8 protein-coding genes are annotated in these 14,250 nt (G+C 71.5%); 1 reads left to right on the plus strand and 7 read right to left on the minus strand.

Translation table 11 applies throughout. The features are described from left to right. Window positions 1-16 precede the first annotated feature (16 nt). From ACFOY2_RS08400 to ACFOY2_RS08410, 3 genes are all read right to left on the minus strand, one after another. Window positions 17-2,797 carry a glycoside hydrolase family 2 TIM barrel-domain containing protein gene (locus ACFOY2_RS08400; protein WP_379527360.1) on the minus strand — a complete coding sequence of 927 codons (2,781 nt, stop codon included), beginning with the start codon at window positions 2,795-2,797 and terminating at the stop codon, window positions 17-19. Between the two features lie 63 nt (window positions 2,798-2,860). Beyond that, on the minus strand, window positions 2,861-4,015 hold the full coding sequence (locus ACFOY2_RS08405; RefSeq protein ID WP_379527361.1) for an amidohydrolase family protein: 1,155 nt from the start codon (window positions 4,013-4,015) through the stop codon (window positions 2,861-2,863). A 119-nt stretch (window positions 4,016-4,134) separates the two neighbouring features. Continuing rightward, window positions 4,135-7,518, minus strand: coding sequence for a phosphodiester glycosidase family protein (locus tag ACFOY2_RS08410; RefSeq protein WP_379527362.1), 3,384 nt, complete (start codon window positions 7,516-7,518; stop codon window positions 4,135-4,137). A gap of 104 nt (window positions 7,519-7,622) precedes the next feature. On the opposite strand from ACFOY2_RS08410, the gene ACFOY2_RS08415 reads away from it, so the two are divergent. Next, the gene (locus ACFOY2_RS08415) at window positions 7,623-8,807 is read left to right on the plus strand and encodes a cytochrome P450 (RefSeq protein ID WP_379527363.1); all 1,185 of its coding nucleotides are present in this window, start codon (window positions 7,623-7,625) and stop codon (window positions 8,805-8,807) included. Here the strand turns inward: ACFOY2_RS08415 and ACFOY2_RS08420 are convergent. The 4 genes from ACFOY2_RS08420 to ACFOY2_RS08435 all read right to left on the minus strand — a co-directional run bounded on the left by ACFOY2_RS08420 (window position 8,727) and on the right by ACFOY2_RS08435 (window position 14,092). Next, window positions 8,727-10,817: a hypothetical protein gene (locus ACFOY2_RS08420; protein WP_379527364.1), complete on the minus strand. Its 2,091-nt coding sequence runs from the start codon at window positions 10,815-10,817 to the stop codon at window positions 8,727-8,729. The two genes, ACFOY2_RS08415 and ACFOY2_RS08420, sit on opposite strands and share 81 nt — an antisense overlap. 123 nt (window positions 10,818-10,940) lie before the next feature. Continuing rightward, a complete protein-coding gene (locus ACFOY2_RS08425) occupies window positions 10,941-11,792 on the minus strand; it encodes a sugar ABC transporter permease (protein WP_379527365.1) in 852 nt (283 codons plus the stop codon). Next, a complete protein-coding gene (locus tag ACFOY2_RS08430) occupies window positions 11,786-12,799 on the minus strand; it encodes a carbohydrate ABC transporter permease (protein WP_379527366.1) in 1,014 nt (337 codons plus the stop codon). The genes ACFOY2_RS08425 and ACFOY2_RS08430 overlap by 7 nt, the downstream gene beginning before the upstream one ends. 3 nt (window positions 12,800-12,802) lie before the next feature. Further along, complete coding sequence (locus tag ACFOY2_RS08435; protein WP_379527367.1) at window positions 12,803-14,092, minus strand: extracellular solute-binding protein; 1,290 nt, start codon at window positions 14,090-14,092, stop codon at window positions 12,803-12,805. Window positions 14,093-14,250: the final 158 nt, after the last annotated feature.

Consider the following 14,250-nt stretch of genomic DNA (forward strand, 5'->3'; position numbering starts at 1 on the left):
ATCGATGAGCAGCGGGTCAGCGGGGCTCGAACCTGAGCCGCAGGGTGGCCGGCCCGGCCTTGAGGTCGTAGGCGGGCAGCGTGCCGGGACCGCACGTGGCCGTGCCGATGCCCTGCTGGGCCAGGTCCAGGTGGAGGTGGACCCGCTCCCCCGCTGCCAGGTCCGGCCGGTGGCGGGCGGCGGTCAGTTCTTCGGCGCTCCAGCGCCGCACGGTCATCCCGAACACCGGGTCCCCTGACACCGTGAACGGCCCGAACGCGGCCCAGCGCACGTCGGCGCGGTGGCCGTTCTCCTGCGGGTAGACGTAGGGGGTCTGCAGCTCGTCGACCGTGGCCGTCCAGCGGCCGACCCGGGCGGCCATGCCCGTGTCGGGGTAGGCCTCGCCGGGGCCCCGGCCGTACCAGGTGACGCGGTCGACGGCGTCGCCCGGCAGTGTCATCGTGACGCCGAGCCTCGGGATCGGGTCGCGCCAGTCGCCCTCGGGGTCGATGTCCAGGCTGAGCAGCAACGCGCCGTCCCCGGCCACGCTCCACCGGTACGTCGCCCGCATCCCGAGGTCGGTGGCCGCCGCCGCGACCCGGGTGCGGACGATCAGCGTGTCGCCGACCTCGAGACCGTCCACCCGGTGGGTGAGCCGGTGCAGGCCGAGCCCGCGCCAGGTGGCCTCGAGCCCGCCGTACCTGTCGTTGTCGGTGGGCGCCCGCCACAGGTCGAGCCTGGGCCCTTCCACGGGCAGCCCGAACAGCCGCACCAGGCGCCCGGTCTGCGCGTCGAAGGCGGACTCGCCCGCGGTGATCTCGCCGCCGTCGCGGACGAGTCCCGCGCTCCACGGCCCGGCCACGATCTCGCCGGAGCGGGGCTCGGGCGGCGACAGACGCGTCTGCCCCCAGGCGATCTCGTATCCCGCCCCGGCCCACGGCTGGTCGCCGGCCAGCACCGCGCGGACGGTGAGCCAGCGCTCGCCGGTCCCCTCGGGCAGGGCGGGCAGCTTGACCTCGCCGCCCCCCGCGGGCACCTCAAGCCGGTGTTCGGCGGAGTCCTCCACCGTGACCAGGAAGTCCAGGTGGGCCAGGTCGAGGAAGTCGTACCGGTTGACGATGCGGACGACGCCGTCGCCGAACTCGAACCGGACCGGCTCGAAGACCTTCTTCAGGTCGAGCAGGCCGGGTGAGGGCGTGCGGTCGGGGAAGACCAGGCCGTCGATGACGAAGTTGGAGTCGTGGACGGGCTCGCCGTAGTCGCCGCCGTAGGCGTACTCGTGCTCGGGATGGACCAGCCCGTGGTCGATCCACTCCCAGATGAACCCGCCGGCCAGCCGGGGGTAGCGCTCGAACAGCGCCTGGTACTCGGCCAGCCCGCCGGGCCCGTTGCCCATGGCGTGGGCGTACTCGCACTGCAGAAACGGCATCGTGCGCCGCCGCGCGTCCAGGTCGGGGTCGTCCAGCGGGTCCTCCTCGCCGCGGCCGATGGCCTCGACCTCGGCGTGGGAGGCGTACATGCGCGAGTAGACATCCGTGTTGGCGCATGACCAGTCGCCCTCGTAGTGGAGGGGGCGGGACGGGTCGCGCTCGCGGGCCCAGTCGGCCATGACGGCCAGGTTGCGGCCGACGCCGGCCTCGTTGCCGAGCGACCACATGATGACGCTGGGGTGGTTCTTGTCGCGTTCGACCGTGCGCCGCATGCGGTCGAGCAGCGCCTCGGCGTAACGCGGGTCGTCGGTGGGGTTGCCGCGCCAGCCGACCTGGCCGAAGCCGTGGGTCTCCAGGTCGCACTCGTCGATCACCCACAGGCCCAGCTCGTCGCACAGGTCGAGGAAGCGGGGGTGCGGCGGGTAGTGGCTGGTCCTGACGGCGTTGACGTTGTGCCGCTTCATCAGCAGCACGTCCTCGCGCATGGTCTCGTACGGCACCGCGCGGCCGTGCTCGGGATGGAACTCGTGCCTGTTGACGCCCTTGAGCAGCAGCGGGCGGCCGTTGGCCAGGAGCACGCCGTCCACGATGGAGATCGTGCGGAAGCCGATGCGCAGCCGCAGCGTCTCCTGCGGCGCGGTCACGACGGCGTCGTACAGGCGCGGGGTCTCGGCCGTCCACGGCTCCACCTCGACCGTGACCTCCTCGCCCGGTTCCAGGGCGGTGACGCCGAGTTCCGGCACGCTCAGCGTGCCAGGACCGTCGAAGCAGAGCGTGCCGTGCCCGTCGGCGTAGGAGGCGCGGACGAAGACGTCGGCGGTGGAGCGGGTGAGCGTGACGTCGCGGAAGATGCCGGGCAGCCACCACATGTCCTGGTCTTCCAGGTAGCTGGCGTTCGACCACTGGTGCACGCGCACGGCCAGCACGTTGCGTCCCTGGCGCAGCCACGGCCCTGCGTCGAACTCGACCGGGAGCCTGCTGCCCGTCCAGAAGCCCAGTTCGTGGCCGTTCAGCCAGACCCTGGCGAAGGACTCGGCGCCCTCGAACCGCAACCGTCCGCCCGTCCAGCCGTCGGGCAGGTCGAAGACGCGCCGGTAGTCGCCCGTGGGGTTGTCGTCGGGGACGTGCGGCGGGTCGACGGGGAAGGGGAAGGAGACGTTCGTGTAGGCGGGCGCGCCGTGCCCGTGCAGCGGCCAGTGGGAGGGCACGGGGAGTTCGTCCCAGCCGCCGTCGTCGAAGCCGGGCCGGGCGAAGTCGTCGGGGAGGGTCGCGGTGGGGGCGAGGCGGAAGCGCCAGGTCCCGTTGAGGTCGAGGGTGGGTGCGTCGGACCGGAGGGCTGCCCTGGGTTCGAGTCGTCCCGAACCGGGGGTGAAAGTTTCGAGATCCATCGGGGCCGAGCCTAGAGGTTCTGGAGGGGTTTCGGCAGTGATGAGTTTTCTGTCCATTGCCGTTCACGCCCCTTCGCCCAGGCCGTAGACGCGGCGCGCGTTCTCCACGCCCACCATGGTGACCACACGGATGGCCCGCGCCTGCGACCACTCCCCCTCGGCCACGAAGGCGCCGAGCACCCGGGCCATCGCCCGGCGCCACAACTCCGCGCCGAGATGGTGCAGCTCGGCGGGCCCCCAGGCGTCGGAGGAGAAGAGCACCTTCGCGAACGGCGCCACCTCCAGGCTCTCGGCCACCAGCGCGGCGCTGCGCGCCCCCGAGTAGTTCACGCCGAGCCCCACGTCGAAGTGGACGGTCGGGTACGCCTGCGCCAGGTACCCGGCCTGGCGCTGGTAGGGGTAGCAGTGCAGGAGCAGCAGCGGCACCCCGGTGGGCTCGGCCAGCTCGATCAGCTCGCGCAGCAGCAGCGGGTCCGCCCGCCGCAGGTCGAGGTCGGGGTCGCCGAGCCCGACGTGGAACTGCAGCGGCAGCCCGCGCTCGATCCCGGTCCAGATCAGGTGCCGCAGCAGCACGGGGTCGTCCAGTCTGCCGCCGCCGGAGCCGAACCAGCGCCCGGCCGCCTGCGCGACCTCCTCGCCGGTCGGCCGCTCGGGGTCGAAGTCGAGGCCGTGGCGGTAGGCGGCGACGGTTTTGAGCGCGCGGGCCGTCCGCGTGCGTTCCCACAGCGTCTCGGCGAACCGGCCGGCGAACGCCTCCGCCGCGCACCCGCTCGCGGCCACCTGCTCGGCCACCGCCTCCAGCCGCACCACCTCGTCGGCGGGCACCCCGCTCGCCTCGGCCATGCCGGAGGGCCCGAGGATCTCATCGGAGCGGTAGCCGGTCTCGACCAGGAAGTGTCCCACGCCGCTGCCGGCGAGCAGCCGCCGGTTGACCTCCTCGGCGCCGAGCCTGGCACGCCTGGCCAGGTACTCCTCGGGGGTGCAGTGGGGGTCGAGCCCGAGCACGGGCGCGCAGTGGCGCAGGATCGCGTAGCCGAGCTGGGAGTCGAACCTGGTCATCCACTCGGGCACCGGCCTGTCGGACTCGCTGATCATCTCCTCGAACGCGGTGCGTGACAGGTCGTGGGACGTGGCCCCGTGCACGTGGTGATCGACCAGCGGCAGTTCCTCGATGGCGCGCACGAGCCCGCCTGGCACGAGGTCGAGCTCCATGGACATCGGCATCCCTCTCACGGGCCCCGTGGACGTCTCCCCCGCTCAGCCTGCCCGGCCGAGCCGGATGAACACCTGGCCCCGTGAGACCCGATCGGGTCTCACGGGGCCAGGTCATGTGGTCGTCAGGCGGCGGCCTTGGCCGTCAGCGCGACCTGGGCCTGCTTGGTGACGCCGTTGACGGTGACGGCGAGCGTCACCTGGCCGGGGCGCAGCGCCGTCAGCGTGCCCGCCGCGGGGTCGTAGACGGCCACGTGCCACGGCTTGGCGCCCTGGCGGGTGCCGACGTGCAGGTTCGGGGAGCCGGACCAGGCGGCCGAGACGGGGTAGGCGACGGGGACGGTCCTGGTTCCCTGCCTGACCTCGGCCGTCACCTGCGCCGGCCTGCCGACCTCGGCCGTGGCGGGGGCCTTGAGCGTGAGGTCGTCCACGTGCGGGCGGACCTGCGTGCCGATCCAGTCGGGCGCGTCGGTGAACCAGTTCCGCTTGACGTGCTCGGCCTCGGCCCGCGTCACCGGGTCGACGCCCCACAACGACCAGCCGCTGAAGCCGCCGTCGTCCGCGGCGGTGGCCGGGTTCTTGCCGGAGTTGCCGTTGATGAAGTACGGGACCGCGTCCGCGCGGGAGGCGTGGAAGGTCCCCACGTGGGCCCCGATGTAGGCGGCGCCCTTGCCGGTGGTGCGCTGGAAGTCGGCCAGCCAGCCCTCGACCAGCGCGGCCTCCTTGCGGTCGCCCAGCTGGCTGGCCTTGCCGGGCGTGGGGTCGCGCGGCGGCACGTGGAACAGGACCGCGACGGACCCGACGGAGGCGTCCTTGGCGGCCTTGTCCAGCTCGGAGCGGAGCATGGCCACCTGGTCGTAGCCGCCGCCCCTGAGGTTCAGGCGCGAGGTGTCGAGGGTGACGAAGCGGGTGCCCTTGTGGTCGAAGGTCTTGTAGGTGTCGCCGAAGGCGGCCTTGAAGTTGTCGATCTTGCCGCCCATGACCTCATGGTTCCCGGGGATGTAGTGATATTTCACCTTTCCGCCGAGTTCTTCGTCGAGGATCTTCTTCGCCAGCGCGAAGTCCTCCGGCGACGCCTCGTCCACCAGGTCACCGTTGATCACCAGGAAGTCCGGCCCCGCGGCCCTGATCTCCCGCAGCGTGCGGCGGGCGTTCTTGACCAGGTCGCTGTCGGGCTGCCGGGCCACGAACTGCGCGTCCGACATGACCGCGAACCGCCACGGCATCTTCGACACCTCCGCCTTGACCACCGGGTCGGCGACCTTGGGCGCGGGGGGCGCCGACACCGTCGGCGGCACCTTGGCGACCAGGCCGTCGATGAGGATCTCGTTGGTGTAGGACGCCTCGGCCTTGGTCTCGGCCACGTAGAAGCGCCGGAGCTTGAGCGGATAGTTGACGCCCGCGGGCACCGGGAACTCGACGTACTTCCAGCCGGTCCAGGTCATGTACGGGCCGCGCAGGATCTGCGACTGCCCGAGCCCGTCGTAGAACTCCAGGCTGGGCCACTCCCCCTTGCCGGTGGAGTTGATCCACAACCCGAACGCCTGCGGCTGGCCGTCCACCACGATCTGCTGCGGCGGGCTGGCGTAGGCGGCCCTGGTCGCGGTCGAGGTGGTGAAGTCGTAGGCCAGCTTGAGCCCGCCGCCGCTCTGCCCGGGCGCGGCCGACAACGAGCCGGTGGCGCGGGCGGCGGCGAAGGTCCACTTGGCCGCGTCCTCGAAGTCGGCGACCTGCTTGTCCTCGAACCCGACGGTCACGGGCACGGCGGTGCTGGTCTTGCCGACCTTGGCGGTGATGAGCCCGGAGCCGGTGGCCTGCTTGGCCTTGACCGTGAAGGAGCCGTGCTGGGTGGCGCTCACCTCGAACAGGGCGCGGTCGTAGTCGAGCTTGAGGTCGTCCGGCTCGATGGGCGCGGAGTTGCCGTTGCGGTCGTAGCCGACCACGCCGAAGGTGGCCACCCCGCCCGCGCCCTGCATGCCGAGGCGGTCGGCGGTCGTGCCGAGCCGCTCCAGGGGCTGCAGGACCGTCAGGTCGAGGGTGCCCTTGGCGGTGCCGCGTGAGGCGGTGACGGTGGTCGGTCCCGGCACCAGGGCGTGGAACCTGCCGTCGCGGATCACGCCGTGCACGGCCGGGTTGGCCCGCCACGACGGCGTCCCCGCGGCGGGGCCGTACGTCTCGTCGTATCCGGCGGCGCTCAGCCGCCTGGTCAGGCCGGGGAAGACCCGCTCGGGGCGGCCCCCCGCGACGGGCCCGACGCCGGGCGCCTGGGCCGGGTCGGTGGCCGTCTCCAGCCAGAAGCCCTTGAGCCTGCCGCTGCCCTCGGGCGCGTAGAGCGCCAGGCCGTTGGGGACGTGCCGCTCGCCGCCGTCGGAGGGGCTGTTCTCCACCTGGACGTCGGCGGAGCCCGGCTCGCGGGCGAGCATGGTGGAGGAGCCGCCGCCGTCGAGGTTGAGCGCGTTGGCGGCGCCGAGCTCGACCATCATGGCCGCCAGCTCGTTGAGGGTGACGCCGCGGCTGTCGGCCTGGCGGCCGTCCACGGTCAGCAGGTACATCTTCCTGCCGTCGGCGGAGAAGCCGACGGCGGTGCGCGGGTGCGCGGCCGGGTCGGTGGAGTTCTGCACGACGCCGTCCTTGACCAGCACCCAGTTGCCGCCGACGGCCGCCTTGACGGAGCTGCCGTCCGACGGCTTCGGCCGGTACTGCACATCGACGCGGTCGCCGGGCTTCAGCGCGGCCAGGGCGGTGGCCCCGGCGTCGCGGCCGAGCAGGATCGAGGTCCCCGCGGGGATGGGGCCGCTGCCGGCGGAGTCGCGCACCTCGGAGACGACGCCGTCCACCAGGACGACCTCGGCGACGGAGGCGGCGCCCTCGACGGCGCGGGCCCGGGCGTAGGAGCCCCACAGCGGCGTGAACAGGCCGACGCCGCCGCTGCGCACGATCTGGTTGAACTGGGTGAGCCCGATCGGCGATCCGCCTGATGGGGTGGCGCTGCCCTCGAAGAACATCTTGAGCACGCGCCCGACGCCGTCGCCGGTGATCGCGACCGCGTTCTCGTGCCCGGCGATCGGCGACTGGACGAGCGCGCCGTTCTGCACGCCGATGCCCTGGGCGGCGCCGGAGCGGTTGATGTCGAAGAAGTCGCCGTTGACGGCCGCGACGGCGCGGGAGCGCTTGGCCGGCCCGGACAGCGGCTCGGTCTTGGACACCTCGCCGGAGAAGACGTAGTCGGCCTTCGCGCCGCCGAGGTCGGCGGTGACGGCGTCCGCGCGCAGCCAGCCGAGCGCGTCGTAGGTGTCGAAGGAGGTCAGGGAGATGCCCGGCGCGACCGGCCGGGTCTTCTTGGCCGTCTCCATCTTCTGCCCGGCGTTCTGGGCGAGCAGGGTGGAGGGCGGTGGGTAGGAAGAGGCCTCGACGGCGTCCTCGGCGGGAGGAGTGGGGTCGGCCTGCGCGGGCAGGGCCAATGGCCCTAAGACGAGCGCCGCGGCGGCCAGGAAACGGAGGGTCTGCACGACCGAACTCAATCGCCCGTGGATATAACTTTCAAGACCAAAGAGTGAACTAAAAGAAAATTTCAGATCTTGTCCCGTTCCCACCTGCACAGGAGCATGGATCCGTGGATCGAGCAGCGTTCTACCGGGACCCCTATCCCCACTATGCCGCCGCCCGCGCCGCCCCCGGGCTCACTTTCGCCGAAGAGCTCGACGCCTGGCTCGTGGCCCGGTACGCCGACGTGCGCGAGGTCCTGAGCAGGCCGGACGACTTCTCCTCGCAGGGGGCGCTGCGGCCGGACGTGCTGCCGGGGCCGCGCGCGCTGGCCGAGCTGGCGGGCGCCCCGGGCAACGCGCCGATCGTCCTGAGCACCGACGGCCAGGCCCACCAGCGCTACCGCAGGCCGCTCACCCGGGGCCTGTCGCCCACCAAGGTGGCCGCCGTGCTGCCGTACGTCGAGGCCGCGGCGGGCGGGCTGCTGGCCTCGTTCGCGCGGGCGCGCCGGGTGGAGTGGATGAGCGCCTACGCCAGGCCCCTGCCCGCCACCGTCATCGGCCACCTGCTCGGCCTGGACCCCGCGGAGGTGCCCCGCGCGATCATGGCCGGGCAACGCGCCGAGGAGCTGCTGTTCACGCCGCTGCCCGAGGACGAGCAGGTCGTCGCGGCCCGCGAGGTCGCCGCCCTGCGGCACCTGCTGGCCGCGCACGCCGCCAGATCGCGAACCGCCGACACCCTGACCGGCGAGCTGGTGCGCGGCCTGGCCCCGGACGAGCCGACGGCCGGGCAGCGCGACGAGATCGTGGCCAACACCCAGAACGTCATGCTGGCCGGACACCTGACCACGACCGCCCTGATCGGCACCGCCGTGCACCGCCTGCTGCGCGATCGCCGCCAGTGGGAGCTGCTGTGCGCGCGGCCCGAGCTGATCCCGGCGGCGATCGAGGAGGCCGCCAGGTTCGAGGCGCCGGTGCAGGGCTTCCGCCGCCGGGTCACCAGGCCGCTGGAGCTGGCCGGCACCGAACTGGCCGAGGGCGAGACGGTGTTCGTCTCGTTCGGCTCGGCGGGCCGCGACGAGGCGGTGTACGAGCGGCCCGACGAGTTCGACCTCCTCAGGAAGCCCGAACGGCACCTGTCGTTCGGGCACGGCGTGCACGGCTGCCCCGGCGCGTTCCTGGGCCGCGAACAGGTCAGGATCACGCTGGAGCTGCTCCTGCGCGAGTTGCCCGGGCTACGCCTCGCTCGCGACGACGTCGCCATGGCGGCCACGCTCATTCACCGGGCTCCCGAGGAGCTCTTCCTCCTCTGGTGAGCGCACCCCGGCGTGCAGCACCAGCGGCACCATCAGCGCCACCGCCATGGACAGCACCGCCGTGCCCGAGTCGTTGACCAGCATGCCGACCACGGCGCTGACCAGCGCCCCGATCAGCCCGGCGCGCAGCATGGGCGCCCGCGCGAACGCCCTCGGCACGATGCCCGCGCTGATCTGCCCCGGCCGCAGCACCGCGAAGATCAGGAAGGCCAGGCCGGCGATGACGATCGGCATGAGGTTCGGCGAGAGCATGGTGCTCAGCATCGCGCCCAGCTTGCGCCCGATCATCGGCAGGAAGGTGCCGTCGATCACCTGGCCCACGAACCTGCCCAGGTGCGTCTGCGACTGCGGCGGCCGCAGGTAGTCGAGCGTCGCGATGATCGACACCGCGACCCCGCCGAGCACGCAGAACCCGAACAGCTTCATGATCGACACCCGCTGGCCCGCCACGAGCAGCCCCGTCACGGCGATGCCCGGCACGAACGCGATCACGCCGCCGAAGTCGCTGCCGATGCCCGGCCAGCCCGCCAGCAACATCGCGATCACGCCGAGCGTGGCCACCACTCCCACCGCCGCGCGCCTGCGTCCGGCGCGCACCAGGTGCTCGGCCGCGATCGCGGTGGCCATGAGCACGGAGGTGGCCATCAGCGCGAACGGGATGTTGGCCAGCCCGTAGAAGCGCCCGCCGACCACGGCTGTGTAGCCCATCAGGCTGTTGAACTGCAGCGTCGTGCCGGTCAGCAGGTCGCCGACGAGCACCGTCGCGGTGATCACGGCCACCGTGGCGGGCGGGCCGAGCGGATCTCGCCGCCACGGCCCGAGCAGCGCGATCGAGGCGATGACCGCCACGCAGCCGAGCACCCCGGCGATCAGGGTCGGGATCGGGTACGGGCTGTTCTCCCACGGCAGCAGGTTGACCACGTACGTCGAGACGGGCGCGCCGGCCAGCACGATGGCGGCCACGCCGATGAAGCCGAGCTTCTTGCGCCGGCTCAGCAGGAAGTAGGCCAGCGCGTAGAAGCCCACCTGGATGACGGCGAAGGTGGTGAAGAAGATGCCCGTCGCGCCGCGTACCGACGTGCCCGCCATGTCGGCCGTGCGCAGGTCGTCGGGGGTGATGGGGTCGCCGAGCTGCCACGGCAGCCCGATCATGGTCGCGGGCACCGGGATGCCGGCGGCGGTCAGGATCGTGGGCGTGATGTCGGGCAGGGCCACCAGGTCGTCGCGCCTGGTGGAGTTGGCGCCGATGGCGCGGTGCTCGGCGCCGGGCTTCTTCCACATCGTCACCCGCAGGTGCGGCACGCCGGCGTGGTCGCTGATCCCGGCCAGCAGGATCTCGGTGTCGGCGGGCAGCTTGGCCAGCGCCGCGCCGACCTGGGCGTCGGCCTGGCGCACCAGCTCACGGCGGCGCTCCTGCGGGAGCGGCTCGGCGTCGAACGACAGCCGGTCGTTGACCAGGTACGGCTCGACGATCGTGGCGACGTCGACCGCCATCACGCGGCAGCGCGACCAGTCGGCGAGCTTGTCGGGGGTGTCGGCGTACAGGTCGACCTTGCCGCTGCGGTCGGCCAGCCCCAGCGCGGCGCCCTTTCCGACGGCCGCGGTGCACTGCCCTGCCGCCTTGACGGCCGAGCCGAGCGTGCCCGCGGCGGCCCCGTCGGTCGTCTTCAGCAGGTCGGCGACCTGCGGCATGAAGGCCCCCTGGCCCTGCACGACCGGCTCCGGGGAGCGGCCGCACCGGTGGCCGACGGCCGAGCGCACGCCGGAGGCCACGCTCAGCCATCCGTCGTACGGGCACGTCACGGTGCCCACGGCCTTGACCGACAGGGATCCGATCGCGCTCTGCCCGGCCAGCCGCCACAGATTGGGCGTGTTGGAGGCATCGACGTCCGACCACTGGAGGCCGGGCACCCCGATGAACGCCACCCGGCTCCCGGCCTCCGCGTCGGCGGCGGGCGGGGCCGCCCACCACAGTGTCGACGCCACCAGGAGTAGCAGCAGCCGCCTCATCAATCCCCCGCTCGTCTCGGGCCCGCTTCGTGTTGGGAAACGCCCGAAACCTTACACGTCGGCGGGCTCAGTCGGAGGGTCGATTGGTGATCAACCATCTCATGGCCGCCACACCGTTATGCGCTACTTCGTGGCGCCTGCCGTGAGGCCGGTGATCAGATGGCGCTGCACGAGCAGGAAGACCGCGCCGGCCGGGATGGCGATCAGCACGGCGGAGGCGGTCATCAGCCCCCAGTCCGACCAGTGCTGGCCGATGAACTGCTGCAGCCCGGCGCCGAGCGTGCGCTGGGCGTCGCCGGTCATGAACACGGTGGCGTAGCCGACCTCGCCCCACGCGGTCATGAAGCAGTAGAACGCGGTGACCGCGATGCCCGGCCTGGCCAGCGGGAGCACGAGCCGGTAGAAGGTGCCGAACGGGGTCAGCCCGTCCACCATCCCGGCCTGGTCGATCTCGATCGGGACGGTGTCGAAGTAGCTCTTCATCATCCAGGCGCAGAACGGCACCGCGATCGTCATGTAGGCGATCACCAGGCCGGGGATCTGGTTGAGCAGCCCGAGCCCGGCCATGAGGTTGTAGAGCGGGACGATGAGGATGGCCACCGGGAACATCTGGGTGATGAGCAGCAGCCACATCACGCCGCGGTGGCCGGGGAAGCGGAAGCGCGAGAGCGCGTAACCGGTCGTGGCCGACAGGAACACGCCCAGCACCATGGTCAGTCCCGCGGCCAGCACGCTGTTGAGCAGCCACTGCGGGAAGGCCGTACTGGTCAGCACCCGCGCGTAGTTGTCCAGCGAGGAGTGGTCGAACAGGCGCAGCTCGGTCGAGAGCCAGCCGTCGCGGGGCTTGAGCGAGGTCAGGACGAGCCAGACGATCGGGAACAGGGAGACGGCCACCGCGAGCAGCAGCCCCGCGTGCAGGCCGATCGAGGCCAGCGGGCCGCGCTCGCCGCGCCGGCGGGGTTTCCCGGTCACCATGGATCTCCTTGACTGCGCAGGGTACGGCGGTAGCCGACGGCGAGCACGACGAGCATGAGCAGGATGATCACGCCCCAGGCGGCCGAGCCCGAGTAGTTGCGGACGCCCTCGAAGGCTTCACGGAAGGCGTAGGTGACGAGGATCTCGGTCTCGCTGCCCGGCCCGCCGCGGGTGACGAGGAAGATGATGGGGAACATGTTGAACGTCCAGATCGTGCCGAGCAGGACCACGGTGCCGGACACCTGGCGCAGCCCCGGCAGGGTGATCGCGCGGAAGCGCTGCCAGGCGGAGGCGCCGTCCACCTCGGCCGCCTCGTACAGCTCGGCCGGTATCGACTGCAGGCCGCCCAGCAGGGCGAGCATCATGAACGGCACGCCGATCCAGACGTTCACGGCGATGACCGCGATCTTGGCGGTGGTCGGGTCGTCCAGCCAGCCCACCCCCGACAGCCCGGCCATCTTGAGGAAGCCGTTGATCACGCCGTAGTCGCTGTTGTAGAGGTAGCGCCAGATGAAGGCGGCCACGAAGGCGGGCACGGCCCAGGGCAGGATGAGCAGTACCCGGTAGAGCGAGCGCAGGCGCAGCTTCCTGTTGAGCATCACGGCCAGGCCGAGGCCGATGCCGTAGTGCGCGGCCACGCACACGACCGTCCACATGACCGTCCAGATCAGCTTGTCCCAGAACACGCTGCTGGTCAGGATCTGAAGGTAGTTGTCCAGGCCGACGAACTCGTAACTGGCCGGGATGACGTTGACCCCGATGGTACGGCCGATGTTGGCCTCGGTGGCGTCGGTCAGCGACAGGTAGACGCCCCTGGCCAGCGGCCAGCCGATCAGCACCAGCATGACGACGGCCACCGGGGCGACCATCGCCCACGCGTACCAGTGGGCGGACAGCGCCCTGCGCAGCCGGCCCGGGCCCTGTTCGCCGTCTTTGCTGTCTTTGCGGCGGCTCCGGCCGCGGGCGGAGCCGCCCGCGGCCGTCGCGCGCCCGGTCGAGACCGCCACGGGTCAGCTCCAGCCCTTCATGATCCCGCGGTAGCGCTCGTCGACCATCTTGAGCATGTCCGGGGGCGCGGACTTGCCGCCGACGAGCGCCTGATAGCCCTCGAGCAGCGGCTGGAAGAGCTGCCCGCCCTCGGGGATCCACGGCCTCGGCACGGCGGTGTCCATGATGGGCTTGAAGACGGCGACGTCGGCGTTGCCCTGGACGGCGGGGTCGGCGTAGGCGGAGGGGCGGGTGGGCAGCAGGCTGATCTCCTTGGCGATCTTCGCCTGGGCCTGCGCGGTGGTCATGAACCGGACGAACTCATACGCCGCGGGAATGTTCTTCGATCCCGCGTAGATCGCCAGGTTCCAGCCGCCGGTGGGCGCCCCGGCCTTGACCGAGCCCGCAGGGACGGGGGCGATGCCCAGGTTCTCCTTGTCCTGGAACTCCTTGCCCTGATGGATCTCCGAGAGCGCCCAAGGCCCGTTGTAGATCATCGCCGCCTTGCCCTCCTTCAAGGCGGTCATCGCGTTGGCGTAGCTGTCCGTGGTGGCCGGCTTGGGGGCCGCGCCCGAGCTGATCAGGTCGGCCACCGTCTCGATGGCCTTCACGTTCGCCGGGGAGTTCACCACGACCTTCTTGTTCGCCACGTCCAGCAGGTCTCCGCCCTCGCCATACATGAACGGCAACAAGAAGTAGGAGTCGACGTTGAGCGCCAGGCCGGCCGCGCCGGTCTTCGCCTTGACATCGAGCGCGGCCTGCTTCAGCTCGGCGACCGTCTTGGGCGCCTCAGTGTGCCCGGCCTCCTTCAGCAACCGCTTGTTGTAGAGCAGCGCCAGGGTGTCGGTCACCTGCGGCACGGCGTACGTCTTGCCGCCGTACTTCGTGCTGCTCAGCGGCCCCGGCAGGAAGTCCTCCTGCTTGTCCACCGCCCGCGTCCCGTCAAGCGGCTGCAGGTATCCCAATGACGCGAACTGCGGCGTCCAGGCCACCTCAGAGCGGATCACGTCCGGCGCGCCGGAACCGGCCTGCGCGGCCGTCTGGAACTGGTTCTGGGCCTGGTCAGAGGGCACGTTCACATATTTGACCTTGATCTGCGGGTACGCGGCCTCAAACTCCTTGATCAACGCCTGGAACGTCGGCCCCTCGCTGTCCGGCCGCGTCGTGTCCCACCACGTCACCTCGCCGCTGATCTTCGACGGGTCGGAGACCGGGGCGGCGGGAGCGGCGTCCTGACCGCCACCGCCGCCGCAAGCGGAGATCACCAGAGTGATGGCCGCGGCAACCGCCGCCGCCGCTAAGTGTCGTCGCATCTTCTTCCTCACAGGTCGGTCGGAGGCCGGAGTATGCCGGACGTTACGCCGCCGTGACGCAGTCGGGTAGATGCGGCCGTAAGGTTTTCTGCAAGTTGTTACCTAGATCGGGGCCTGTCTTACGGAAACTTCCTGAAAATGCCGCAAAGTGGCCCTGC

It is taken from the genome of Nonomuraea purpurea (assembly GCF_042650645.1).
Classification (GTDB): Bacteria; Actinomycetota; Actinomycetes; order Streptosporangiales; family Streptosporangiaceae; genus Nonomuraea; species Nonomuraea purpurea.